This window comes from Type-E symbiont of Plautia stali, assembly GCF_059731115.1.
In genome coordinates, this window is the sequence record NZ_AP035907.1 from 480,660 (window position 1) to 506,583 (window position 25,924).

Here is a 25,924-nt window from a genome sequence, read left to right on the forward strand (position 1 = left end):
AATGAATGATTTAGCTTAAAACCGGTGATTCCCACAGGTTGAGTTTGACGCCAATGCCTTTTTCCAGTGCGTTGCGATACAACACCGTGCCCCAGGCCACATCTTCCACCGGCATACCACCGACAGACATGATGATGATCTCGCTATCGTTTTGGCGGCCTGGCGCCTCGCCGGCGACGATCTTGCCGATATCTTCCAGTTGCTCCGCCTGCAGCTGCCCTTCAGCGACCATATCCATAAAGCGCACACCGATAATCGGCACGCAGCGATGCGCAGGCTTGGGAACTTCATCAAACCAGGCATGATAGAGTCCGGTGTTATCCAGCACCTTGCGCACATCGGGTAGTTCCATGCCTTCATCGATATTGCACAGCGCGGGCATGGCGAGGAACGCGCCAGCTTTCACCCATTCACGTTTCACCAGCGGATAAGTGGCGGGATCACCGACTTCACCTGAGCTGCAATAAGTGACAATGTCACTGTCGCGCACTACCGCTTCCAGCGAGTCGACAATTTCTATCTGCTTAATTTGCGGATAGGTCTCCTGCACCCAGGTAATGAAGTTATCGAGGCTGCGCTGGCCGCGTCCTTTGACTTTGATGGTGTCGATGTGTGGGCACACAGCAATAAATGCCGCTACAGCGGTTTTTCCCATCACGCCCGGTCCGAGCAAACCGATCACGCGAGAATCCTTTCGCGCCAGATGACGTGCGCCGACGCCCGGCACCGCCCCGGTGCGATACGCCGACAGCAGATTGGCTGACATATGCGCCAGCGGCGCGCCGGTATCCGCATCATTGAGGGTGAACATCAGAATCGAGCGTGGCAGCCCTTTCTCACGGTTGGCGATGTTGGAGCCATACCACTTGACCCCAGCCGTGCCGAAATTGCCGCCAAGGTAGGCAGGCATCGCCATCATGCGGCGATCGGCAGTGGGTTTTGGCATCGTCGGGAACGGCGAATTTTCCGGGAAGGTCACCATCGCGCCGTGTGAATCATTGTTGGATCCGGCCATGCGATAGTCGCCGTGATACAACAGGCCAAACATCTCTTCCATGGTATCGACACAGGCGGCCATATCGGTCACGCCCGCACGAATCATGTCTTGCTCCGACAGGTAAATAAAATCAATCCGGGTTGAATCACTCATAAGTCGCCTCATCAATCAGTCTTTTGGTCTATTTCCCGCCGTGGCGAGCGCTGCCATAACTAGCGATTTCACTGGCTAAAACCGTCTTAGGTGTCGATGGTCTTCGCTGGGTGAAATAGAAATAGCGCGTCAGTTGTCGAGCTGTATTGAATATTTGCGACATGACGAAATTCGTGCGTGGCACAGCCCTTGCATCACACAGACAGTAAATAGCCCGCAGCGGAGCCCGCCATGACACAATTGCCTCTCTATCGCCACAGTGGATTTCAACCCGAGCAGCCATGGTTTGTGCTGAACGCCGCGCAGCATTATTCGCTGATTGCGTCAGACAACCCGGCTATTTCCCATTTCTACAGTTTTGATGTGGCGCAGAGTGCCAGCATGACGCTGGCGATTCCCGACGGCTGCGTGGATATCGTGTTTGATTGCGATGCGCAGCGGCCTGCAGCACGCGTGTGTGGCACCACGCTGGAAGCGCGCGGTGCCGATATGCAGCATAACCACCACTATTTTGGTGTGCGCTTCGCACCGGGCATCATTCCTGATTTCCTCGATGTGATGGCAGAAGAGATTCCCGATCGTGAGTTTAATTTCCTCGATGTGGTGCCGGATGCACGGTTAGCCTTTGAACAGATCGTGCAGACGCGCGATTTTTCGCGGCAGATTGCTTTGTTCAACGCCAGTTTCACGCCGCGCCTGGTGCGCAAAGCTTCCGCCGTCACATCCTTGATCATCCACACCATGCGCCAGCAGAAAGGCAACATTCGCATTGATCAACTGGAAGCGCTGACCGGCTACACCTGCCGCACTATCCAGCGCCAGTTTCGCCAGGATACCGGGATGTCACCCAAGGCTTTTAGCCGCATTTTGCGCTGCCAGTCGGCGCTGGGCAGCATTCACTTACAGCAGGAAGTATCGTTTAGCGATCTGGCCTTTGATCTTGGATTTAGCGATCAGTCGCACTTCCTGCGCGAGTTTAAAAAGTTTGTCAGCACCACGCCCTGTGATTATCAGCGGCGTATTTCGCATGATGCCTATTTCCATCGTTTGCGTTTCCACTGAGCACTAAAAGGGTGCAGCGTTGCACTGTGACGCTGTCCGATTTTTTCTATCCGCCAGATGCTCAGCTGAGAAATGATGCCGCTATGTTACCGGCCTCAGGCGGCACAGATTGCCTGAGAACTTTCTCTTAGCGGTTGAGGGCTTTGGCGATGAATAAGGATTCCGGCTTACGCAAAAATACGTTGGGTTTGTTTTCTCTGGTCTTTTTTGTCGTCGCGGCAGCCTCGCCGCTGACAGGCGTGGTGGGCGGCTTGCCGGAGGCGATTATTTCTGGCAACGGCGGTGGCATTCCGGTGTTTTATATTCTCTCGTGTATTATTTTGATGTTATTCGCCGTGGGCTTTATTGCCATGAGCCGTCATGTCAATAATGCGGGGGCCTTTTATACCTATATCTCTAAAGGAATCGGCGAAAACTGGGGCGCTTCCGCGTCAGTATTAGCGTTGATGGCGTATATCTCTATTCAGATAGCCATCGTCGCAATGCTGGGATTCTTCACGCAGTTATTTATTGAAGAGCACTTTTCAGCCCATATTCCCTGGTGGGCATTGAGCATGCTATTTGTGCTGGTATGCTGGGTATTGAGCATTAAACGCGTCGAAGTCGGTGGAAAATTACTCGGCATATTAATGCTGGCGGAAGTGGCTATTGTGTTACTCACCGACGTGATGCTGTTAATCAAAAAAGTCGGTCCTTACAGCTTCCAATCGTTCGAGCCGTCAGTGTTTATGCAGGGCAACCTTGGCATCGCCTTTATTTTCACCATCGCCGCTTTTATCGGTTTTGAATCTACCGCCATATATGCGGAAGAGTGCCGTGCCCCACATAAAACTGTGCCGCGTGCCACAGTTTGTGCCTTGTTACTGATCACGGCATTTTTCTGTTTCACCAGTTGGTCACTGGTGCAGGCATACGGTTTTGATCAGATTGTCGCGATTGCCAGCAAAGATCCCGGCAACTTCGTGTTTAACATTACCCGACAATATGTTGGACAGTGGGCTGTAGAAACCATGTCGGTATTGCTGATCACCAGTTTATTTGCAGCGGCGCTGGCGTTTCATAACAATATTTCACGGTATTTGTTCAGCATTAGCCGTGATGGTCTGATCTGGAAAGAGTTGTGCAAAACTCATCCCACTAACGGCACGCCACATAATGCCAGCCACGTTCACAGCGTGATCATGCTGATGCTACTGGCAGGTATGGGCAGCGCGGGATTGGACCCGATGGTGCACATCTTCGCTATCGGTTCTGCCGTCGCCACACTGTGTATTTTGATTTTACAACTGGGCGTTTCCGCTGCCGTGATACTGTTCTTCCGTCGGATGGAGAATAGCGAAAATCCATTCACCGTATTCTGGGCACCGTTACTGTCAATGGTGTGCATGAGCGTGACGATTATTTTGGTGGTTAATAATCTGCAATCCTTAAGCGGCAGTGATTCCAGCGTGGTGAAGATGATTCCCTGGTTCATTGCTGGCTGCGCATTGATGGGATACGGCATGTCGCTGAAACGCAATTTTAAAGCTCGCGCTTAGTCATCGTCGTGGTGCGCAGCCATGCGCACCCAGTTAGCAAGTAAATATTTAACCTGGCGTTATGGTGTTTTATTTGACCTAAGTCGCGATGCTCGCTATAAAGAATAACCGCGCAGTACTCACGGATATATCTCCCTACCTTTCGCATTCATTGCTTAAATTCCCGCCATATTGGTTTTATGTAAGTTAAGTAATTAACACCAATACTTTATTAACTAAAAACAAGTTAATCTTTTCGTAACAATCTTTTAATTTGCAAACCGAAATTTTAACGTTCACCTGCAAAGTACAAAGATCAGGATCAGAATGACTCACTCTAAAAAAATCGTGTCTGCCCTTTCACTGGCAGCGCTGCTTGTTTCTTCAGTGGTCCACGCTGAAAACGCACCAGAAAAAACCGATGTTCTGTTGATTGGCGGCGGCGTCATGAGCGCCTCACTGGGAACCTGGCTACAGGAACTGCAACCAGGCTGGAAGCAGCTGATGGTTGAGCGTCTGGATGGCGTCGCACTGGAATCGTCTAACGGCTGGAACAACGCCGGTACCGGTCACTCTGCGAACATGGAACTGAACTACACGCCAGAGCGTGCAGACGGTTCAATCGACGTGAGCAAGGCGCTGGAAATTAACGAAGCTTTCATGATTTCCCGTCAGTTCTGGACCTCTCAGGTACAGCGCGGCGTAATGCATGACCCGCGTTCATTCATCAACTCCACCCCGCACATGAGCTTTGTCTGGGGCGATAAAAACGTTGAGTATCTGACTAAGCGTTACGATGCACTGCAGAAAACCACCCTGTTCCAGGGCATGAAGTTCTCAACCGATCACAAGCAGATTGAGCAGTGGGCTCCGCTGGTGATGGAAGGTCGCGATCCTAATCAGAAAGTGGCAGCCACCTGGACGCCAGTCGGTACTGACGTTAACTACGGTGAAATCACCCGTCAGTTGATTGGAAGCCTGAAGAAAGATCAGAACTTCAAATTAGAAACCTCTTCAGAAGTTACTGATTTCAAACGTAACAGCGATAATTCATGGCACGTCACCATCAAAGATGTGAAGAGCGGTGAGAACCGTTCGGTTGACGCGAAATATGTGTTTATCGGTGCAGGCGGCGCGGCCATCAAACTGCTGCAGAAAACCGGTATTCCTGAAGCGGATAACTACGGCGGCTTCCCGGTCGGTGGTTCGTTCCTGATGACCGAGAATCCAGAAGTGACCAGTCGTCACCTGGAAAAAGTGTACGGCCAGGCTTCAGTCGGTGCGCCACCGATGTCTGTTCCACACATCGATGCCCGTAATCTGGACGGTAAACGCGTGGTGCTGTTTGGGCCGTTCGCGACCTTCTCCACCAAATACCTGAAAAATGGCTCACTGTTCGATCTGTTAAGCGCTACTACCACCAGCAATATCATGCCGATGACTCACGTCGGTATCGATAACTTTGACCTGGTGAAGTACCTGATTGGTCAGGTGATGCTGAACGACGACGATCGTTTTGCCGCGCTGAAAGAGTACTACCCGAACGCACGTAAAGAAGACTGGAAACTGATCCAGGCGGGTCAACGCGTACAGATCATCAAGAAAGATGCGGATAAAGGCGGCGTGCTGAAACTCGGCACCGAAATCGTGACCGATCAGCAGAAAACCGTGGCGGCCCTGTTGGGTGCATCACCAGGTGCTTCAACTGCTGCGCCAATCACCCTCGACGTGATGAAGAAGTTGTTCCCGGAGCAGTTTGCTTCTCCTGAGTGGCAAGAGAAGATCCGTGGCATCATCCCAAGCTTCGGTCAGAAACTGAATGGCAACACCGCATTGACTCAGCAGGTTTGGGACAACACCGCAGCCACGCTGCAGTTGACTAAACCACCGGTCATCAACATGGGTGATCAGTCAGTTGCCCCTACGCAGGCTAAGCCCCGCGCAGAATCCGCTAAGCAGGATATGGCGCTGTAATTCTCCCTCGCGCTAATGAAGAAAGCCGGACAATGTCCGTAATGCCAGTCAGTTAAGCCTGACTGGCATTTTTTCTTCTGGCTGTCGGATATTTATAGGGTCTCTCTTTCACCACCCTTGGGAACGAGCGCTCCCGTCGTCCCGGTAGTCTGACCATCTCTGCTATCGAACTTACGTCCTTTACCAGTTCCGGGATACGCCCAGGCGATGCGCCTTCAAGTGTCCAGAGCAGTTTCATCACCCACGCTGTCGATTCCCTGAAGCTGAGCTGGTTAGGCCAGTATCCCTTCAGCGTTGAGGCCATTCTTATCATCTGATATCTCACCAGATTGTAGGCCAGCAGCACGCCCCACAGCTCCTGCCTTATCATCTCCGGCTTCCTGCTGCGAAGCGTGAGCCTGCTGTCCTGGAGACCCTGCTTTATTTCACGATATCCCAGCTCTATCTCCCAGCGATGACTGTAGAGATCCGCTATTTCTTTACCCGGGTAACGCATCGCATCCGTCATCGACGTCAGGAACCGCCACGTCCGGCCTTTTATTTCCCGGCTTATCATCCTCATCTCTGTGTGCGCCGCCAGATGTGGCCATTTCTTCCGTGAATGAGCGGAGGTTTTTACCCGGATAAGTATGTCTCCCTTCCCCAGACGACGTACCTCTTCGTACTGCAGGTCTTTACGTGCCGCTATCATCCAGTGACGATTTTCGCCGGCCTCATGCCAGGCGCTAAGCAGACCGAATGACGTGTAGCCCTTATCGAAGAGGGTCAGGCTGTTGTCGCACGCGCGTTCAATGAGACCTTCTGCCAGCACCATCTCATTCTCGTTCTGGCAGCCCATCGCGGCGCCGCTGATAAGATGGCTGGTGAGTTCCATCAGGCAGACCATGCGAACCTGCGGATAAGGAGAGGCGCCTGCCACCGTGCCTGAACGGACGAAAGCCTTCTCATTATCAGGTGTTTCTGGCGTGCGCCAGACAACGCCGTCAACAGCGTACAGCGTCAGACCACACCAGTCAGGGTGGGAAGTCTGTGCATTCCAGAGCTCGCTGCTCTGTTCGAAAACCCGCCGTACAGCGTCGTCCCCCAGCCGCTGCCTTGCCTGCACTACGGCACTGGGCGCAACGAAAGGACGGTTTCCCGGTAAAAGAATATCAAGGCGATTAACGATGGCGTGAAGGGGTTCTTTGCGCTCAAGGGCCATGCCGATGAGACACCAGACCATCATATCTGTAGTGAGTCTGCGCTTACGGAGCGTGACCGTGCCAGCTTCCTCAAGGCAGCGGCTGATGAGCGCAGGGTCAAGAACATCCGCGAGCGTATTCAGAGGATTACGAAGAGAATCGTAACGAGAGACGATATCAAGGGCCTGACTGAGCTGCATAAAAAAATCCGGAAACGAAGCGTTTCCGGATTCTTACACAGCCACTGGATCGTTCAACTGATCCTTAACTGATCGGCATTAGGACAATGTCCGGCTTTTTTTGTGTCTGGAATAAGGTCAAATCGCATAGCAGACACTCAACCTTCTGCGTGCTAAAATTGGGTATCATTGAATGAGGCAAAGACATGAATAAATCTGCATCATTAAGTGTTGCTAATCAGGTACGTGAACTGGCTAAAGTACACCACGTAACGGCTGACCGTGATGGTATGAGTCGCATGGCTGTTGCAATTACTCGCCTGGCCGATGACATCGTAGAACTTGATGTCATCGAACAACTTCTGGTTAATCTGAAGAAAAAAGGCATTTTAACCAAGGCAGAAACGCTGGAGATGCAAGGCGACTATCTGCGTGAGAAAAGACAAATTAAACAGAATTTTTCTGCATGATTTTTGATCCTTTCGGCGACTATGAAACAGCGGGTTATTTACAGAATGCCTTACATTTAAAAGATCCTGATGAAGTTAAAGCTTCTGAACATCTTTCATTCGAACTGAGTCTGGAAGATGCGCTGCTGTACCTATCAACGCTAAAACACGTAAAATATTCTTCCATACTTAAAGTTCACGAAATTCTTTTCGGTGACTTCTATCACTGGGCAGGAAAAGACCGAAACGAGTTAGTTCCTCACCTATCGATCTTTAAAGGCGCGCGTGAAGACGAACACTTTACGGTATTTGAATATCCACATCTTATTCAGCGTGCAGTGGAGTATGCGCTTAAGCTTGCCAGTGACAGGGACAAATTTCGACAAAAGCCAGGAGAAGTGATGGGGCAGCTGGCTTTTGCTCACCCTTTTCTTGATGGTAACGGACGTACAATTTTGCTAACTTTCATGGAATTAAGTTTCCGTGCAGGTTTTTCTGTCGACTGGTCTAAAACAAATAAAGACGATTACCTTCGCACATTGAGTAGAGAAATTCGTGAACCTGGGAAAGGACATCTGGATCGTTATCTCCAACCGTTCATTATCGAGATTCATAGCAGGGACGAATGGCCTTTAACCATCGGTAGTATTAAAGGCCTGGATGGATTGGATAAAGGGCAAATCAGTTATAGCGACATTGACGATCCGTTAGTCAGGAAACATTATAAAAGCTACCAGTCACAACATTTAGATAATAAATCTTAATGGCTGTTATTCATCCCCCAAACCAGTGCCTGTCTTGCATGGGCAATACGCGGTTGGCGCAGAGCGCTGGGTAACCAGATAAGGTGATAACGAATTTCCGTATCCCCCACCGGCGCGTCCAGCACCACCAACTCCCCTTGCGCGATTTGCGCCTGACATAAAAATGCTGGCATCACCGACCAGCCAAATCCGCCGCAGAGTAAACTTCGCAAACCACGTAAATCCTGCCCAACTACCGCAGGTAACAGCGTCTGGTATTTAATGCGATTTTTATCCAGCCAATGATCAATTAATGACAGTTTCAGGTCATAAGCCAGCAGAGGTTCTTTAATCAAATCCGCGGAAAAATCTGCACTGTTGTGTAAGCGAGCCGCCACGACCGGTGCAGCCACAGCAATCACTCGGTCTTGAAAAATCACTTCCCCCTTTAAACGTTGATCGGTCACCGGATGTGCCGTCACGCCAAGATCACAGTGCCCTTCAATCACCATCTGCGCAACGAGCGGACCATCACCGCTGTGCATATGCACGCGAATGCCGCTTTCAAGCAGTGGCAGCAATTCAGCCGATAATTTCTCCGCCATAAAATCAGCATGTCCAATAATCTGCAACGTTCCACTCACATCCATCGATCGGGCACGCGCGGATGCTAAAGCGGACTCTGCGGTATCCAGAGAGTTGCCTATATCAGCGGCCAAATCGTCGGCAGCGGCCGTCGGCATTACGCCATGGGCCTGACGTTCAAACAGCGGTCGACCCACTGCGACTTCCAGGCCGCTAATATGTTGCGAAACCGCAGGCTGCGTCAGATTCAGTGCGCGCGCCGCACCGGAAATTGAGCGCTGGCGATACACTTCCATAAACGTTCGTAAGCGAACCAGTGACATAGTGCTCCATAAATTATTTTATACCCCTGCCAAAATAGCCTTGTTAGCCGTCAAACACCAGCGCGAGTAAGCTGCCCACATCTTGAAACGCACGGGAAAAATCATGTCACTTCAGCAAGAATTACTGCATGTGCTGCACACAATGAAACAGGCTCATCTACAGAACGAACCTGCTAGCGCCGAACTTCGCCGCGATCGCTTATTACGCAGCGTGGCATTAATTCGCGAGAATCATGCCGCGTTTACTGCGGCTATCAGCGCCGATTTTGGTCATCGCAGTGCCTATCAAACCCAGGCGGCCGACCTGATGACCACCATCAATATGTTGCAGCACTCCGCTGAACATCTGGAGCAGTGGATGCAGCCGGAGATCGCCGAAGTCCCGGTTGCGGGTATGCAGGCGCGTATCGAAGCTCAACCTTTAGGTGTCGTTGGCATTATCAGCCCGTGGAATTTCCCGATTAACCTGGCATTTGGCCCATTGGCCGGTGTGTTTGCTGCGGGTAACACCGCGATGCTGAAACCTTCTGAGCTGACACCCCACACCTCCGCATTACTGGCGGAGTTAGTGCCGCGTTACTTCGCCGCCGATGAACTCAGCGTGGTTCTGGGTGACGCCAGCGTGGGACAAGCGTTTAGCGCTCTGCCATTCGACCATCTGGTCTTCACCGGCAGCACCGCCGTCGGTAAGCATGTGATGCGTGCAGCGGCAGAGAATCTGGTGCCTGTTACGCTGGAACTGGGTGGAAAGTCGCCGGTGGTGATTGACGCTGATGCGGATGTGGCAATGGCAGCAGCCCGAACCCTGACCATAAAAACCTTCAACGCCGGGCAAATTTGTATCTCACCGGATTACCTATTACTTCCGTATGCCGCTGAAGCGGAATTTATCACCGCGTCACAGCAGTTCATGCAGCAGACGTACCCAACGCTGCAAAGCAACGAGGATTACACCGCCATAATCAGTGCTCGTCATTATCAGCGATTGATCGATCTGATCGAAGATGCCCGAGCTAAAGGAGCCCGGATCGTTAGCCTGGCCCCTGCGGGTGAGCCGGACTTTGATGCGCAAAGCCGCAAAATCGCGCCGCATTTGATCCTCAATGTCACCGAAGAGATGACGGTCATGCAGGAAGAGATTTTTGGCCCGCTGCTGCCAGTCAAAAGCTATAACGGAGAGGTAGAGGAAGCGATTCGTTATATCAATGCGCATCCACGTCCACTGGCCGCCTACTATTTTGGCCACGATGAACAGCGTCAAAAGCTGATGGCTCAGCACACCACTTCTGGCGCACTGGTGATAAATGATGTCATGACCCATGCTTCTCTAGACAGCCTGCCATTTGGTGGCGTGGGCGCATCCGGTATCGGCGCGTATCACGGGGTTCATGGATTCCGTCGTTTCAGCCACGCCAAGCCGATTGTGATCCAGGATGAGGCGGGCACCACAAATTTACGGCTGCGTGCGCCCTATCAGGACAAAAGCGCAGCATTGACTGCATTACTGAATAACCAACATTAATCGAGGACAGACAATGAAAATTTTGATGGTTCTGACATCACATGACGCGTTGGGCAACACCGGCAAAAAAACCGGGTTCTGGCTGGAAGAGTTCGCCGCACCCTACTTCGTGTTTAAAGATGCGGGTGCCGAAGTGGTGTTGGCTTCTCCGGCGGGTGGACAACCGCCGCTGGATCCAAAAAGTGATTTACCTGAATTTCAGACTGCTATGACCGAACGTTTCAAATCCGATGCGGCGGCACAGCAGGCGCTGGCCAATACCGTGAAGTTGGCAAGCATTGATCAGCAGGATTTCGATACGGTCTTTTATCCTGGCGGCCACGGTCCACTGTGGGATCTGGCGGAGTCAGCAGACTCCATCCAGTTGATCGAATCTTTCGATCGTGCGGGTAAGCCGATGGGTTTTGTCTGCCATGCACCTGGCGCATTGCGCCATGTGAAAGCTGCGAGCGGCGCCCCGTTAATTCAGGGTAAGCAGGTCACCGGCTTTACCAATAGCGAAGAAGCAGCCGTTGAGCTGACCGACGTGGTGCCTTTCCTGATTGAGGATGAGTTCATCAAACTGGGCGCGCATTATCAAAAAGGCACGGACTGGGCACCGTTTGTCGTACAAGACGGTCAGTTGATCACCGGGCAAAATCCGGCCAGCTCAGAAGATGTGGCGAAAGCGCTGCTGCTGCAACTGGCAGCACAACAGCCTTAATCGCGTTAAAGCGCATCACTGCTCTGGCGGTGATGCGCCCTCGTCTTATTAACCCTCCCATTAATGAATTTTGCTCATAGGTGCTAGTAGACTGGCGCACCTAATCAATCCCTTCCGCCTTTGTTAAGCTACCCCGCAGTCCCTTTTCCATCACTGTATTCAAGCCCTGGCACCGCACAGGCCCCATCCTTTTCTTATAAAAAGACACTATGGATATCAAAACTGCAACGCATCCTCCGGATATGAAAACCGGCATCGCTTTTATTATTATTCTTAGCGCGCTGATGGCATTTACCTCGCTCTCAACCGACATCTATCTTCCGGCGATGCCCGCGATGTCAGCCGCGTTACACGGCGATTCGGAACTGACGGTCACCGGATTTCTGATTGGCTTTGCCATCGCGCAGCTAATCTGGGGTCCGATTAGCGATCAACTCGGCCGAAAAACACCGCTATATATCGGGATGATTATCTTTGCTGTCGGCTCAGCGGGATGCGCACTCTCCAGCGACATGCCTCAGATTGTCTTCTGGCGTGTCATTCAGGCCGCTGGCGCCTGCACCGGCCCGATGCTGGCGCGTGCCATGATCCGCGACCTTTTCAGCCGCACGCGTGCTGCGCAAATGCTGTCGACGCTGATCATTGTCATGGCAATTGCCCCTATCGCGGGGCCATTAATGGGTGGGCAAATCATTCGTTACTCGCAATGGCCGGTGATTTTCTGGTTTCTGGCGGTAGTCGGCGCATTGATGTTCATATCACTGCTCTGGCCTCCTGAAACACTGCCGGCAGAAAAAAGGGTAACGGCGTCACCTCGGCAAATAATGGGTAATTATCGCGCATTGTTGCAAAATAAAAAATTTATACGTTTTACCTTATGCGTGACTTTTTATTACGTTGCCGCTTACGCCTTTATTGTCGGATCGCCCGCGGTGTATATCAGCTATTTCGGTATCGATCCGCAACATTATGGTTGGCTGTTCGCCATTAATATCCTTGGACTGGTGACGGTCAGCACCGTCAATAAACGTTTAGTGCAAAAGGTACGGCTTGAGACGCTGCTGAAATCCGCCTCTTTTATCGCCGCACTGATGACTTTCGTGATGTGTTTTGTACTGAAAACGCATCCGGCAGCGTTGGCAGGATTGGTCATCTGCATCTTCATTTTCTTCTCAATGAACGGAATTATTGCCGCCTCCGCTACCGCAGCCGCGCTGGATGCCGTGCCGAATGCCACCGGTTCAGCCTCCGCGCTAATAGGTTCATTGCAATACGGCAGCGGGATTGTTTCCTCACTGCTGCTGGCAGGGCTTAACAACGGTACGCCCTGGATTATGGTGAGCATTATGACGGTATTCACCCTGCTCAGTTTTCTTAGCACGCTTGGCGGAGGAAAAGCCCAGCCAAAAATGGCAGAAATTTAATGCTGAAGTGAAATGTTAAATATGACATTAAACATTTGGTGCGGTGAGCCCAGCATGCAATTGCTAAATTCAAAATAGTCGGTAACGTCGTGGCTTCCTCTGCTAATAAAAATAAGCGAGCTTAATTAATGAGCAACATCCAGTCTTCATTCCTTTCTTACACCGTGGACAACGAGACATTTGAAGGTTATTTAGTTTACCAGGCTGATAATAACACTGCTCAACCGGGCATTGTTATTGCGCCCAATTGGATGGGGGCCACTACTGATGCTGCTGAACAAGCCAAAGCCATTGCCGCCCACGGCTATGTGGTGCTGGTAGCTGACCTGTACGGTCAGGGTCAACGCCCCACTAACGGCGAAGAAGCGGGTGCGATGATGATGGCAGTGAAAGACACCCCCGCCGAAGTGGCGCGCATGCAGGCAGCCCTCAGCGCATTGCGCACCCAAACCACCGCCCCCGTCAACGCGGATAAGGTTGCGGCTATCGGTTTCTGCTTCGGCGGCCATTGTGCGCTTGAACTGGCACGTAGCGGCGCGGACATCAAAGCGGCCGCCTCTTTCCACGGCACGCTGGATACCCAGGGCGCTTATGACAGTCATACTATCCAGGCTTCACTGCTGGTACTGGACGGCGCGGCCGATCCTCTTGTGCCGCGCGAGCAGCTAGCCGCCTTCGCCAATGAGATGAACAGCAAAGGCGTTGACTGGCAGCTGGTGAGCTTTGCCGGTGCGGTGCACTCCTTCACCGATCCAAAAGCCGATAATGCTGGCGTATCGCAGTATCATCCGGAAGTGACGCAGCGTGCCTTCAAACGCCTGTATCAATTGCTGGATGAAGTGTTTTAATGACGCGGCGGGAGGATGACTAGCCTCCCGCTATTTCCCCGTCTTTCAGCGCACGCGTAAAATCCCGCCATCAATGGCCGCTACACTGGTTTTGCCACAAAACGCCATCGACAGATCAAACTCGTTACGGATGATGCTTAGCGCTGTGGTCACCCCTTCTTCACCTAGCGCCCCCAATCCATACAGCATACTACGCCCGATGTAGGTGCCTTTGGCGCCTAACGCTATGGCTTTTAATACATCCTGCCCGGAACGAATGCCGCCATCAAAATGCACTTCTATTCGATCGCCGACCGCCGCCACAATTTCCGGCAGCAGTGTAATTGACGAAGACACGCCGTCCAGCTGACGCCCACCGTGGTTGGAAACAATCAACGCATCGGCACCCGCTTCGATCGCCAGTTGCGCGTCAGTGGCATCCATTATGCCCTTCACAATCAACTTGCCGCCCCAGTGCCGTTTAATCCATTCGATATCTTTCCAGGAGAGCCGCGGATCATACTGTTGTGCCGTCCACTCCACCATCGAGTCAATGTTATCCACACCGCTTACATGCCCGATAATATTGCCAAAATTACGATGCTTCGTATTCAGCATCTGCCAGCACCAGCGCGGTTTAGTGGCAATATTGAGCACATTGCGCAGCGTCATTTTGGGCGGCGTGGAGAGGCCATTCTTGATGTCTTTATGACGCTGACCGAAGACCTGTAAGTCCATGGTCACCACCAACGCGCTGCAGTTAGCCGCTTTAGCGCGATCGATCAGATTTGCCACAAACTGCCGGTCACGCAATACATAGAGCTGGAACCAAAATGGATGCCCCTGCGTGGCCTGAGATACAGCTTCCAGCGAACAGATGCTCATGGAAGAGAGCGTAAAGGGAATACCAAATTTTTTGGCTGCGCGTGCCGCATGAATTTCACCATCGGGATGGATCATGCCGGTCAGTCCGGTGGGGGCAATCGCCACCGGCATCGCGACATCGTGCCCCATCATTCGGCTTGCCGTGCTGCGTTCCGCAATATCCACCGCGACACGCTGACGAAATTCGATGCGGCGTAGATCAGCTTCGTTGGCGCGATAGCTATATTCCGTCCAGGAACCTGCATCGACATAGTCATAAAACATCTTTGGCACACGTTTTCGCGCCAGTTGCCGCAATTCTTCAATACAGGTAATGGTCACTTTTCCACCTGATAAAAAAAGCGGCCAAATAAAATAACATTTAGCCGCCTGCGATCACGCAAATACACACACAGATAACTTACGATTTCTCGTAGTCGGTATAGGCATTCTGTAGCACGATATGATCGGCAATATATTTTGCATCATGCCACACGCCATAAATAAAGGAGGAGGCGCGATTCACCAGATTCGGTAAACCAAGGAAATAAACACCCCGCTCCGCAGAAATACCACGCTTATGGAAAGGCACGCCTTTCTCATCAAATGCATCCGCCTGCAACCAGCTAAAATCAAATTTAAACCCTGTCGCCCAGATAATAGAAGTGATACCGGCCTCGGCCAGGTTTAATTTCGTTAAAGGATTAATCAGGCAGTCTGGATCGGATAATAATGCCCAGGCCTGTGGCTCCAGCGGCAGATCCAGACCATTACGCTCGATATAAGCATCGGCATCACGTAGTACGTCGAAATAAGCTTTATCACCTTCTGCAATATTCTCAGCCAGGCCATCAGCAAAGCTCAACACGCCGTTATCCCATTTCTGAGTAATACCCACCAGGGTAATGCCCATATGAGCCAGACGACGAAAATCAACCGTTTTACCGCCTTCATAGCCGCTCACGGCAAAGGCAACGTGCTGTTTTTTCGGCTTGATTTTCACTTCATCCCACAAGCCTAAAGCACCCAGCCACCAGCAGTAATCTCGGTCACGATAAGAGCGTGGTGGACGATAATGTTCGCCGACCGACAGATAGACTTTGCGGCCCGTTTTACCCAGCTCTTCAGCGATTTGTGAGCCTGACGCCCCCGCGCCCACCACCAGCACGCCGCCTTCTGGCAACTGCTGCGGGTTCTTATAGGAAGAGGAATGAATCTGATGCAGGTTGGCACTGTCCGGCACGATTTGCGGGAATGAAGGCTTCTGGAACGGCCCTGTTGCCGCCACCACATTATCTGCTTCAAATTCTCCAATAGAGGTCAGCACTTTGAAGCCGCTACGTCCCGGCAGACGTTCAACCTGATGCACTTCAACGCCAGTGCGCACCGGCGCATTGAGCATTTTGGCATAATCTTCGAAATATTGAGCCATGCGCTCTTTAGGAGGAAAAGCTTCCTGAGAAATATTATCGAATTTCATTGAAGGAAAACGATCGTGCCAGGCGGGGCCATTGGCGACCAGTGAATCCCAACGCTCTGAACGCCAGCGCTCTGCAATGCGGTTACGCTCAAATACAATATGCGGGACACCCATCAATGAAAGATGTTCACTCATTGCAATGCCCGCCTGACCTGCACCGACAATTACGGTATTAATTTTTTCTACTGACATGTGGAATCCCTAAATAGATTTTAACGCGATGGGTTATTCATCATCGTAATCATTGTTCGTGTTAACGCTAAGCAAGCTTTTTTAATTCAGCGCTTCGGTAAAACCAAAGCGCACAGATTCATGATTAGTGGCGGGCTTCAACGTTTAATATCTTCCCAAGGCCCAAAAACTTATTCGCAATAATCAGCATGGCTGCCGTTACCGCAATATAAATCACTGACAGCGCGGCCAGCGTTGGGTCGGCAAATTCACGCACATAGTTGTACATGGCGACCGGCAAGGTTTGTGTTGCCTGGGTGGTAATAAACAGCGACGCGGTAAATTCATTAAAAGAGAGAATCGCAGCAAACATCCAGCCACCAAACAGGCCCGGTAAAATCAACGGCACCGTAATGGTCCACACCACCCGCAGTGGCGAAGCACCCAGACTGGCTGCCGCCATTTCAATACGCTGTTCGAGGTTCTTGAGCGAAACGTAGACGCTGCGCAATACAAATGGCAGCACCAGCACAATATGGCAGAAAATCACCAGCGGATAGCCGCGCCCGAGGCCCAGCTGTGAGACCAGCATCAGCAGTCCTAAACCGATAGTGAAATGCGGGATAAACAGTGGCGACAGTAAAATGCCTTCCAGCACGCGCTTACACGGAAAGGAATAGCGCTCAATGGCAATCGCCAGCGTTGCACCAATGATCACTGCCAGCGAAGATGCCCACGCGGTGACGATCAGTCCGGAATAAAAGCCGTGACGAAAATCATCGTAATTCACCGCTCGCTCGAACCAGCGCAGCGACCACCCCTTTGGCGGGAAGAACAGCACCGCAGTGCTGCTGAACGAAGAGATAAACACCACAATGGTGGGCAGCATGACAAAAATGAGGATGGCGGCCACCAGCAAACGTCCGGCCAGCGTCACCAGTTTATCGTTCATCGAACGGGTCATATTAATGTTCTCCCATAGCGTGCAGGAAGCGGGTCAGGCGTTTCAATGTCATCAGCAGCAGGATGGTCAGAATCAAGCCGGCAATACTCAGCGCGGCGGCAAACGGGAAGTTCATTGACGAGAAACCAAGTTGATAAACCATGGTTGCCACGGTGCTCACACGTCCGCCACCAATCAACTGAGGCGTGGCGAAGGCACTGAAGGTCCAGGCAAATGCCGTGGTCAGACTGGCCACGATACCCGGGATTGATAAGGGAATCGTCACCGTCAATAAGGTACGAACGGGTCCGGCACCGAGACTGGTTGCTGCTTTTTCATAGTCAGGGTTGATATGTGACAGCGCAGTGGCCAGCATCAGCACCATGATCGGCATGGTGACGTGCACCAGTGCTACCACCACGCCGCTCTGGGTGAACATAAACTGAATCGGTTTTGAGATGATGCCGAGGGCCAGCAGCAGGCTGTTCAGGAAGCCACTGTTTCCCAACACGATAATCCACGAGTAGGTACGCACCACTTCACCGAGAAACAGCGGCGTAATCGCGATAATCAGAATCGTCGATTTGATCCAAGTGGTGCGCGTGCGCACCAGCGCATAGGCCAATGGGTAACTCATCAGCAGGCCAAAGATGGCAGTTTTGGCACTTAACATCACCGTGTTAATAAAAGCATCGGCGTAAATGCTTTTCAGCAGTCCGTTAAAGTTAGCCAGGGTAAATCCGCCCACGTCGAGCGAACCGGGAATATAAGCCCGCACGCTAAACTGCATCACCGCGAACATGGCCACAACCAGTCCGAGTGCTGTCAGTGTGGCGGGAATAATGAACCAGGGTAAGAATGTCGGTTTTCTCGTCATAGACGTTGCTGCCTGAATAAAGTGTTGCTTGTGGGCGGCCTGGTGGCCGCCCGTGATGAACCAATCAGTGAGACATGATGTTTTCAGAGAACCACTGGCGCCATTCGGCTGTTTTCTCGGCACGCAGTTGTGGATCGGTGTTGATGGTGGCATTCCACTGCGCTGGCGTGGTCAACATGCCAGGCAATTTCGCCAGTTCTGGATCGATATGCGCGTTGGTCACCGTTGGGCTGCCACGATAGATTTTCGCCACCTGCTCCTGAATTTCCGGTTTCAGCGCGATATTCATAAACTTGTAGGCCAGATCGGCGTGTTTGGTCCCTTTGTTGATGCCCACGGTGTCCACACCCAAAATGGCACCCTCTTTCGGTATCGCCAGTTTGATGTTCACCCCTTCGGCCATCATGCTGTAGGCATTCATCGACAGCATCACCTGCACTGGTGTTTCACCGGTGGAGATCAACTGCTGGCTGTTGGCGTCATCGGTATAGAAGGATTTGATGTTCGGAATCAGCGCTTTCATCTTCGCTTCGCCCTGCTGCCAGTGTGCGGCATCAGCCCCGGAGAGTTTGGCGGAAACGGCAATGATATGGCTTGGGTCCCAATCTGGCAGGGCCAGCGTGCCCTTCAGCTCTGGTTTCCACAGGTCATTCCAGCTGGTGAAGGTTTCACCTTTCGGTACCAGATCCGGGCGATAGCCGATGGTATAGACATAGCCCCACACGCCAAGGTGATACGGGCTGACCTTCGCCTGCTCAACCAGATTCACCGCGTTAGGAATTTTGCTCATATCGAGCTTTTCAAACAGGCCGCTGTTGGCATACAGATAGCCGACGTGCGCGGTGGTAAAGGTCACATCCGTCTCCGGAGTGCCACCCGCCAGCTTGGCTTTGTTCAAACGGTCAATGGTGCCGCCGGTGACAAACTGCACCTCGACGCCGGTTTCTTTGGTGAACTCTTTGGCGATGGTTTCATCAATCAGGTCTTTAAAGCTGCCGCCCCAGGTGCTGACAATCAGCTTGTCGGCGGCCATTGCATTACCTGCAGTTAATACACTCGTCGTCAGCAACGTTAAGGCAAAAATCTTACGCAACATATTCTCGTCCCCAATGAATGAAATGGCTGTAACAGCAATGTGAAACGCGATGCACCAAAACAGTGCTATCGGACTCTTCTGGTGTTGCTGGGATAATGCCGTCGCGAGGTGATTCGGTAAAACAGCCTTTTCCTCGCCCTTGCATCAGAATTTCTGAGGCTAAAAAGGACGCTGCTTTACAACGGATTTTCTTAACCAGTGATGAGGCAGAAGCGAATGGGCGTGACAGAGCGGTCAGGCGATTATGCTGTTAACCGGCCTCTGGCATGATTAATGCAGGGTCATCGGGACTATTAGAATGACTGGCGCGACATGATCGCGTCGGCGATCCCAGGAGAATCTGCATGCTCAGTCGCATCACCCAGCGTCAGCTGGAATACTTTGTCGCGTCAGGTGAGGCCGGAAGCATTATTGGTGCCTCGGAACGTATTCACGTTTCATCACCGTCGATTTCCGCAGCTATTACACATATTGAATCTGAGCTGGGGGTGCAGCTGTTTGTCCGCCACCATGCTCAGGGCGTCTCCCTGACGGCTATTGGTCATCAAGTGTTAAAAGAGGCCAAGCTGATTCTGGATCAGATGAACAATCTCTATACCATCGCCTCTGAGTCACTCAACAACGTGCGTGGTCCTCTGCGTGTGGGCTGTCTGGATACGCTGGCACCGATGCTGACGCCGGAACTGGTGTTTGGCTTTGGTCGCGCATTTCCTGGCGTACGTATCACCCTCGTCGAAGGCAACCACGAGCAATTGCTGAAGCAATTACGCTCGGCAGATATCGACATCGCCCTCACTTATGATTTAGTGCCGGCCAATGACGTGGCGTTTAAATCCCTGGCGCAGTTGCCGCCGTATGTGATGGTGGGCGAACATCATCCATTGGCGACACAATCGGCGGTAACCATTCAGGACCTGGCAACGATGCCGATGGTGTTGCTGGATATGCCATGGAGCCGCGAATATTTCCTCGGCCTGTTCAGTGAAGCGGGTGTGGCGCCGAATGTGGTGATGCGCTCGAGCAATATGGAAGTGGTGCGCGCCATGGTGGCCAACGGCGTCGGATTTGGCATTGCCAACGTGCGCCCGAAAGCGCACCTGTCACAGGATGGCAAACGGCTGATCCGCGTGCGTCTGGCAGGCGTGAACAAGCCGATGCAACTCGGCTATGCCACCATGGCTAACACCCAGCAATCCATGGTGGTGAACGCCTTTGCCGAACGTTGCCAGATGTTCATCTCCGATCAATACATTCCGGGCATGGCAGCCCCGAGCTATTTCGACCCGCAAGTGGTGCGCGTGGCCTGAACCCGCTTAGTAACCGCGTTCCGGGAACACCTGATTGGATACCGCTTCCCCTCGCGCAGCACGCTGAATATTTTCAGCAACCTGTAACGCTGCGCTGGCCGGAATGGCGACCGAGGCCAGATGGGGGGTAATTAACACATTCTCCATACGCCACAGCGGATCTTCCGGCGGCAACGGTTCGCGGTCAAACACATCCAGCGTGGCTTGGGCAATATCTCCCGATTGCAGCGCGCAGGTCAGCGCAGCCTGATCAACAATCGCGCCGCGAGACACATTAATAAAGGCCGCCCCCTTTGGCAGTTGCGCCAGCCGTTGTTGGCTGAGCAAACCGGTGGTACTCGGCGTTAATGGCAACATCACGACCAAAATGTCGCTCTGATTGAGGAAATCATCCAGCGATGCCAGCCCGCTGCTGCATTCAATACCGGCAATGGTTTTTTGTGAGCGTGACCAGCCGCGCACAGCAAACCCCTGCCGTGCTAATTCCTGCGCCGCAAAAGCCCCCAACTCTCCCAAACCCATCACGCCAACCCGTACGCTTGATGGCACCCGAGGATGAAGGTAGTGCCAGCGCCGCTGGCGTTGCGCCCGTTCAAATGCCGGGATGTCGCGCGCATAGCGCAGCACCGCGAACAGCACATAGCCAGCCATCATCCTGGCCATATCAGGATCGGACAGGCGGATAATCGGGATATCCGGCAGGTCATCGCGACCTACCAGCGAATCAACACCCGCACCGAGATTCACCAACAGCTTAAGATTGCGGTACGGGGCAAAAAAACCGTGCGGCGGTTTCCACGCCAGCGCGAAATGCACGTCATTGGCGTCCAAAACCTCCTCTGCTCGGCAAATTGTGACACCGGGGAGATGTGGGGCCAGCAGTGCTGACCACTCGGAGAAACTGTCAAACTCGCTGTAAAACACCAGAGTTGTCATGCCACATCCGCCTTAATTAGCGTAACCACCGCATCAATGGCCAGTTCGTAGCCCAACACGCCGAGTCCAGCAATCACACCGGTTGCCGCTTTTGACACCATGGAGTGATGGCGGAACGGCTCACGCTTCCAGATATTGCTCATGTGCGCTTCGATGATCGGGCCATCAAACATCAGCAATGCATCCAGAATTGGCACTGAGCTGTAGGTCAAACCGGCGGCATTGATGATCAGCCCAGCGGCGTTTTGTCGCGCTTCCTGAATCCAGTCGACCAGTACGCCCTCATGGTTACTTTGACGAAAGTGCAATTCCACGCCATGTGATGCTGCGCGGCGCTGGCAACGTTCACCGATGCTGACAAAACTTTCGCTGCCGTAGGTGCCGTTTTTATCCAGGCCGTACAAATTGGCATTGGGTCCATTCAGAAAATAGATTTGCTGTGACATGAAAACTCCTGATTAAACGTGCGGACGCGTTGCGGCCATTGCCGGATGAGCATCAAAACCGGCGAACCATGCGGCAGTCAGCGGATAGCTATCACGCCAGTTAAGCGTTGCGAAACGAAAATCGAGATAGCCCAGTGCACAGCCAATCGCAATCAAACCAATATCATCAGGCTGCGGGCTGAATTGCGAAACCTGTCGTTCGATTTCTGCCAGAGCGGCGGTGACTTTTTTTAACTGCGCGTCGGCCCAGTTTTGCCACTGTTTCTCTTCCGGACGCGCGCTAAATTCATAGCGTGCCAATAAAGCGGCATCGATTAAGCCATCGCCCAATGACTGTCTTGTCAGGCTTTGCCAGCGTGCATCCCCGGTTGCGGGGAACAGCGCGCCTTGTGACAGCGTGTTCAGATATTCACAAATGACGCGGCTGTCATACAGACAAAGTCCATGATGGGTTCGCAATGCGGGCACTTTCGCCAGAGGATTAAATGCCGCGATGCGTTCATCCCGTTCGACAGGATGTGCCGCCGAATCCAGCCACGCGATCGCGTCAGCTAACCCCAGCACCTGCGCACAGACCATGACTTTACGTACATACGCCGAGGTGCTGGCGTAGAAGAGCTGCATCATGGCGCCACCTTTAACAGCACTTTGCCGATGTTGGCGTTGGCTTCAAGAATGCGATGGGCGTCGGCGGCCTGTGCCAGCGGTAATGTCGTATGAATGATCGGGGAAATTTTTCCGCTCGCCATCAGTGGCAACAGGTGTTTGCTGATGTTTTGCGCCAGCCGTGCTTTCTCTGCGGCGCTTTTGGGACGCAACGTGGATGACGTCAGGCTTAACCCTTTGCGCATCACCAGCTGTAAGTCGAGCTCAACTTTCGCCCCCTGCATAAACGACAAACTCACGTGGCGTCCGCCTGGTGCCAGAGCGCTGAGGTTACGCACCACGTAATCGCCGCCTACGTTATCCAGCACCACATCCACACCGCGGCCCTGGGTTTCATCCTCAATAACGGAAACAAAGTCTTCGTGATGTCGGTCAATGGCACGACAAACCCCGAGTTGCTGTAGCGCGGCGATTTTATCGGCACCGCCTGCGGTGGCGAATACCTTTGCTCCGCACGCCTGAGCGCATTGAATCGCAAAGGTCCCGACGCCGCTGGCAGCACCATGGATCAATACCGTTTCCCCCGGTTGCAGACGGCCCAGCTCAAACAGGTTATGCCAGACGGTAAATGCGGCTTCCGGCACGCCAGCGGCATGATTCAGCGGCAAGGTATGCGGGACGATCAGGCAGAGTTCGGCACGCGCGACACAATAGTCGGCGTATCCGCCACCGTTGAGTAACGCCATCACGGCGCTCCCGATTCTCGGGTATTCGACACCCGCGCCGAGTGCGACCACGGTGCCTGAGACTTCCAGCCCGAGAATATCGGTGGTGCCTGGCGGTAGCGGCATACCGTTACGCTGCATAATATCCGGGCGATTAACGCCGGCACAGCTGACGCGAATCAACACTTCTCCAGCCGCCGGTTGCGGCACAGGACGGCTGACTGATGCCAGTACTTCAGGACCGCCGGGCTGGCGTGCTATTACGGCGTTCATCATTTCAGGTAACATCGATTATCCTTGCTTCGCCGCGCTAAACGCACAAACACCTTCATCATCAACGCTCACGCCCACCACACTGCCTACCGGCCAGCGCGTCAGGGATTCGAGTCCCGATTGGCGCGCAAATAATGCCGCGCTGCCCAGTGCTGGCGCATCAAGATGTACATCCACATGATCACCCTGGAAAACATGGGTAATCACCGTGGCACTGAACAGGGAGTGGGGGCTCAGCGGTGCCAGTTGCAGGTTTTCTGGGCGCATGTAGACATCAAGACGTTCGCCCACATGGGCATTTACTCGCTCTGCCGGCAGGCGCAGTTTATTGCCACCTAGCTCAATAACGGCGGTGCTGTCGCGGCCAGCGTAATGGCCTGGCAAGATATTCACATCGCCGACAAATCCCGCGACAAAAGGATCCTGCGGACGGCGATAGATGTCATCCGGGGTACCAATCTGGCGAACGTGTCCAGCAGACATCACCACTACCCGGTCACTCATGCTCAGCGCTTCGCCCTGATCGTGGGTGACAAATACCGTGGTGACGCCGAGTTTGCGCTGAATAGCTTTTAACTCAACCTGCATCGATAAACGCAGATTTTTATCGAGTGCGGAAAACGGCTCATCCAGCAGCAGCACTTTCGGGCGAATCACCAGAGCGCGCGCCAGGGCAACACGCTGCTGCTGCCCACCAGAAAGTTCACGCGGCTTACGCTGACCGTAGCCCGCCAGTTTAACCAGCGCTAATGCCTGTTCTACACGCTCAGCGATTTCCGCCTTGGGCACACCGCGCATACGCAAACCATAGCCAACATTCTTCTCCACGGTCATATGCGGGAACAGTGCGTAGTTCTGGAAGACGATACCGATTTCACGCTGGTAAGGAGGGATCTCGGTGACCAGATCGCCATCAATAAAGATCTCTCCGCCATCTGCTTCGGCAAAGCCTGCCATCAGGTTTAACAGTGTGGTTTTGCCACAGCCTGATGGGCCGAGCAGCGTAATAAACTCACCCTCTTCGATGGTTAATGAAATTTTGTGTAGCGCTATGGCATCGCCAAAGCGTTTAAGTACGCCATCCAGTTGCACGGCAACGTTGGCTTTGTGGGCTACAGGATGCAGCACATCGGGCTGCGGGAACGGGGTGACTTCTGCACTGACCATGGACTCTCCAGAAACGGGCTATCTTTGCTTACCACCAGCATACGGTGAATGCGTGCATCATGCGGTTAGTGCTTCCTGAAGCTGGTGTTTGGAAAAGTTAAAGCAGGCAAATTGACTGGGCGCGGCCTGATAACCGCGCCCTTCAGCCTGATGTGTGATTGATGAAAACAAGAACGAGATAAATGAAGGGTGCGGCTCAATAAGCACGTGCAATGAGTGACAGTGTCACTTTATAGACACATCCACTCCGCTAACCTCCGCAACATGGCATCGCAGGCGGTTAGCTGTTCCAGGCTGATAAACTCATCGGGTTTGTGCCCTTGCGCCATACTGCCAGGACCGCAGATAACACTTGGGATACCAGCCTGATGGAACAAGCCGCCCTCGGTGCCAAAGGCCACCGTGCTAAAGCTGTCGGTACCGGTCAGGTGCGCAATCAAACGCGCTGCGGGACTCTCCGCGTCAGTATATAAACCGGGATAACCACTGATAGATGTGAAACGAATCGACGTGTCGCGATTGACGGCCTGCATAAGGGGCAACAGGTCGCGCTGTGCGTAACGCTCCAGTTCGTCTGCTACCTGTTGCGCATCATCTTTGGGTAAGGTGCGAACTTCAAAATCAAAACTACATTCTGCAGGCACAATATTCAGCGCCCGCCCGCCCTGAATCACGCCGGTTTGCACGGTGGTATAAGGCGGATCAAAACGCGCATCCTGATTTTCCGCAGCAGCCAGTCGCTCACCCATCTCGGTTAGTCGATGAATCAATTTCGCTGCGTACTCGATAGCATTCACGCCTTGTGGCGCATAAGCAGAGTGGCACGCCGCGCCCTGCACTTCACATCGCATGCCCAGTTTGCCTTTGTGGCCTAAAACCGGTTGCAGCTCGGTGGGTTCGCCGATGAGGCAAATGTCCGGCTTTTCCGGGCGCTGCGCTAACGCATCCAGCAAGGTTCTGACGCCGAGGCAACCCACTTCTTCGTCATAAGAGATCGCCAGATGCAGCGGCTGAGTGAGAGGTTGTGCCAGAAAATGCGGTACGGCCGACAGCATACAGGCGATAAATCCCTTCATATCCGCGGTGCCGCGCCCGTAGAGTTTGCCGTCATGCTCGGTCAGCGCAAAAGGCGGAACGCTCCACGCTTGCCCATCTACAGGCACCACATCGCTGTGCCCTGAGAGCATCACGCCGCCCTTGCCTGCGGGACCGAGCCTCGCATACAGATTGGCTTTGCTGCGCTCAGCGTTATGAATCAGTTCGCAGTTCACACCCAGATCGGTCAGATAGCGCCAGACAAAATCGATCAGCGCCAGATTGGACTCACGGCTGGTGGTATCAAAGGCCACCAACTGAGCCAGTAACGTACGGCTGGTCACCATAGAAGCTCCTTG

The 25,924-nt window shown here is 52.9% G+C and carries 24 protein-coding genes; 10 read left to right on the top strand and 14 right to left on the bottom strand.

From position 1 onward, the window contains the following. Positions 1-10: 10 nt before the first annotated feature. The gene (locus AC6I8L_RS22160) at positions 11-1,150 is read right to left on the bottom strand and encodes an ornithine cyclodeaminase family protein (RefSeq protein WP_058962176.1); all 1,140 of its coding nucleotides are present in this window, start codon (positions 1,148-1,150) and stop codon (positions 11-13) included. A 231-nt stretch (positions 1,151-1,381) separates the two neighbouring features. Here AC6I8L_RS22160 and AC6I8L_RS22165 point away from each other — a divergent pair, with 231 nt between their 5' ends. The 3 genes from AC6I8L_RS22165 (at position 1,382) to mqo (ending at position 5,703) form a co-directional block, all read left to right on the top strand. Next, positions 1,382-2,212 carry a helix-turn-helix domain-containing protein gene (locus AC6I8L_RS22165; protein WP_034823993.1) on the top strand — a complete coding sequence of 277 codons (831 nt, stop codon included), beginning with the start codon at positions 1,382-1,384 and terminating at the stop codon, positions 2,210-2,212. A gap of 149 nt (positions 2,213-2,361) precedes the next feature. After that, the gene (locus AC6I8L_RS22170; RefSeq protein WP_058962177.1) at positions 2,362-3,750 is read left to right on the top strand and encodes an APC family permease; all 1,389 of its coding nucleotides are present in this window, start codon (positions 2,362-2,364) and stop codon (positions 3,748-3,750) included. Between the two features lie 306 nt (positions 3,751-4,056). After that, on the top strand, positions 4,057-5,703 hold the full coding sequence (mqo, locus tag AC6I8L_RS22175; protein WP_034823997.1) for a malate dehydrogenase (quinone): 1,647 nt from the start codon (positions 4,057-4,059) through the stop codon (positions 5,701-5,703). A gap of 52 nt (positions 5,704-5,755) precedes the next feature. Here the strand turns inward: mqo and AC6I8L_RS22180 are convergent, their stop codons facing one another. Further along, the gene (locus AC6I8L_RS22180; protein WP_058962542.1) at positions 5,756-7,084 is read right to left on the bottom strand and encodes an IS4 family transposase; all 1,329 of its coding nucleotides are present in this window, start codon (positions 7,082-7,084) and stop codon (positions 5,756-5,758) included. A 185-nt stretch (positions 7,085-7,269) separates the two neighbouring features. On the opposite strand from AC6I8L_RS22180, the gene AC6I8L_RS22185 reads away from it, so the two are divergent. Both AC6I8L_RS22185 and AC6I8L_RS22190 read left to right on the top strand, forming a co-directional pair. After that, positions 7,270-7,533: a hypothetical protein gene (locus AC6I8L_RS22185; RefSeq protein ID WP_058961386.1), complete on the top strand. Its 264-nt coding sequence runs from the start codon at positions 7,270-7,272 to the stop codon at positions 7,531-7,533. Then, on the top strand, positions 7,530-8,276 hold the full coding sequence (locus tag AC6I8L_RS22190) for a Fic/DOC family protein (protein ID WP_058961385.1): 747 nt from the start codon (positions 7,530-7,532) through the stop codon (positions 8,274-8,276). Before AC6I8L_RS22185 ends, AC6I8L_RS22190 begins: the two co-directional genes overlap by 4 nt. On the opposite strand, the gene AC6I8L_RS22195 is transcribed toward AC6I8L_RS22190, so the two are convergent. Next, positions 8,273-9,163, bottom strand: a complete 891-nt coding sequence (locus AC6I8L_RS22195; RefSeq protein WP_058961384.1) for a LysR family transcriptional regulator — start codon at positions 9,161-9,163, stop codon at positions 8,273-8,275. The two genes, AC6I8L_RS22190 and AC6I8L_RS22195, sit on opposite strands and share 4 nt — an antisense overlap. Positions 9,164-9,266: 103 nt before the next feature. Between AC6I8L_RS22195 and AC6I8L_RS22200 the strand changes: the two genes are divergently transcribed. From AC6I8L_RS22200 to AC6I8L_RS22215, 4 genes are all read left to right on the top strand, one after another. Further along, positions 9,267-10,685 (top strand): coniferyl aldehyde dehydrogenase, encoded by a 1,419-nt coding sequence (locus AC6I8L_RS22200; protein ID WP_058961383.1) that lies wholly within the window; start codon positions 9,267-9,269, stop codon positions 10,683-10,685. 13 nt (positions 10,686-10,698) lie between these two features. Further along, positions 10,699-11,388, top strand: a complete 690-nt coding sequence (locus tag AC6I8L_RS22205; RefSeq protein WP_058961382.1) for a type 1 glutamine amidotransferase domain-containing protein — start codon at positions 10,699-10,701, stop codon at positions 11,386-11,388. A gap of 209 nt (positions 11,389-11,597) precedes the next feature. Beyond that, positions 11,598-12,812: a multidrug effflux MFS transporter gene (locus tag AC6I8L_RS22210; protein WP_058961381.1), complete on the top strand. Its 1,215-nt coding sequence runs from the start codon at positions 11,598-11,600 to the stop codon at positions 12,810-12,812. A gap of 128 nt (positions 12,813-12,940) precedes the next feature. Beyond that, positions 12,941-13,660 carry a dienelactone hydrolase family protein gene (locus AC6I8L_RS22215; RefSeq protein ID WP_058961380.1) on the top strand — a complete coding sequence of 240 codons (720 nt, stop codon included), beginning with the start codon at positions 12,941-12,943 and terminating at the stop codon, positions 13,658-13,660. A gap of 45 nt (positions 13,661-13,705) precedes the next feature. Here the strand turns inward: AC6I8L_RS22215 and AC6I8L_RS22220 are convergent, their stop codons facing one another. From AC6I8L_RS22220 to AC6I8L_RS22240, 5 genes are all read right to left on the bottom strand, one after another. Next, positions 13,706-14,845 (bottom strand): alpha-hydroxy acid oxidase, encoded by a 1,140-nt coding sequence (locus tag AC6I8L_RS22220; RefSeq protein ID WP_072226584.1) that lies wholly within the window; start codon positions 14,843-14,845, stop codon positions 13,706-13,708. 79 nt (positions 14,846-14,924) lie between these two features. Beyond that, positions 14,925-16,175, bottom strand: a complete 1,251-nt coding sequence (locus AC6I8L_RS22225; protein WP_058961379.1) for a flavin-containing monooxygenase — start codon at positions 16,173-16,175, stop codon at positions 14,925-14,927. Positions 16,176-16,299: 124 nt separating this feature from the next. Beyond that, positions 16,300-17,118 (bottom strand): ABC transporter permease, encoded by an 819-nt coding sequence (locus tag AC6I8L_RS22230; RefSeq protein WP_058961378.1) that lies wholly within the window; start codon positions 17,116-17,118, stop codon positions 16,300-16,302. 1 nt (position 17,119) lies between these two features. Further along, the gene (locus tag AC6I8L_RS22235) at positions 17,120-17,974 is read right to left on the bottom strand and encodes an ABC transporter permease (protein ID WP_058961377.1); all 855 of its coding nucleotides are present in this window, start codon (positions 17,972-17,974) and stop codon (positions 17,120-17,122) included. Between the two features lie 64 nt (positions 17,975-18,038). Further along, the gene (locus tag AC6I8L_RS22240; protein ID WP_058961376.1) at positions 18,039-19,070 is read right to left on the bottom strand and encodes an ABC transporter substrate-binding protein; all 1,032 of its coding nucleotides are present in this window, start codon (positions 19,068-19,070) and stop codon (positions 18,039-18,041) included. Between the two features lie 344 nt (positions 19,071-19,414). Between AC6I8L_RS22240 and AC6I8L_RS22245 the strand changes: the two genes are divergently transcribed. Continuing rightward, positions 19,415-20,377: a LysR family transcriptional regulator gene (locus AC6I8L_RS22245; RefSeq protein WP_045815580.1), complete on the top strand. Its 963-nt coding sequence runs from the start codon at positions 19,415-19,417 to the stop codon at positions 20,375-20,377. A 6-nt stretch (positions 20,378-20,383) separates the two neighbouring features. Here the strand turns inward: AC6I8L_RS22245 and AC6I8L_RS22250 are convergent, their stop codons facing one another. The 6 genes from AC6I8L_RS22250 to argE all read right to left on the bottom strand — a co-directional run bounded on the left by AC6I8L_RS22250 (position 20,384) and on the right by argE (position 25,912). Further along, a complete protein-coding gene (locus tag AC6I8L_RS22250; protein WP_058961375.1) occupies positions 20,384-21,313 on the bottom strand; it encodes a 2-hydroxyacid dehydrogenase in 930 nt (309 codons plus the stop codon). Beyond that, a complete protein-coding gene (locus AC6I8L_RS22255) occupies positions 21,310-21,759 on the bottom strand; it encodes a type II 3-dehydroquinate dehydratase (protein WP_058961374.1) in 450 nt (149 codons plus the stop codon). Before AC6I8L_RS22255 ends, AC6I8L_RS22250 begins: the two co-directional genes overlap by 4 nt. A gap of 12 nt (positions 21,760-21,771) precedes the next feature. Beyond that, positions 21,772-22,386 carry a glutathione S-transferase gene (locus tag AC6I8L_RS22260; protein WP_058961373.1) on the bottom strand — a complete coding sequence of 205 codons (615 nt, stop codon included), beginning with the start codon at positions 22,384-22,386 and terminating at the stop codon, positions 21,772-21,774. Further along, positions 22,383-23,378 (bottom strand): NAD(P)H-quinone oxidoreductase, encoded by a 996-nt coding sequence (locus AC6I8L_RS22265; RefSeq protein WP_058961372.1) that lies wholly within the window; start codon positions 23,376-23,378, stop codon positions 22,383-22,385. The genes AC6I8L_RS22260 and AC6I8L_RS22265 overlap by 4 nt, the downstream gene beginning before the upstream one ends. Positions 23,379-23,381: 3 nt before the next feature. Beyond that, positions 23,382-24,530 carry an ABC transporter ATP-binding protein gene (locus AC6I8L_RS22270; RefSeq protein ID WP_058961371.1) on the bottom strand — a complete coding sequence of 383 codons (1,149 nt, stop codon included), beginning with the start codon at positions 24,528-24,530 and terminating at the stop codon, positions 23,382-23,384. 230 nt (positions 24,531-24,760) lie between these two features. After that, positions 24,761-25,912: an acetylornithine deacetylase gene (argE, locus tag AC6I8L_RS22275; protein WP_153012316.1), complete on the bottom strand. Its 1,152-nt coding sequence runs from the start codon at positions 25,910-25,912 to the stop codon at positions 24,761-24,763. Positions 25,913-25,924 lie beyond the last annotated feature (12 nt).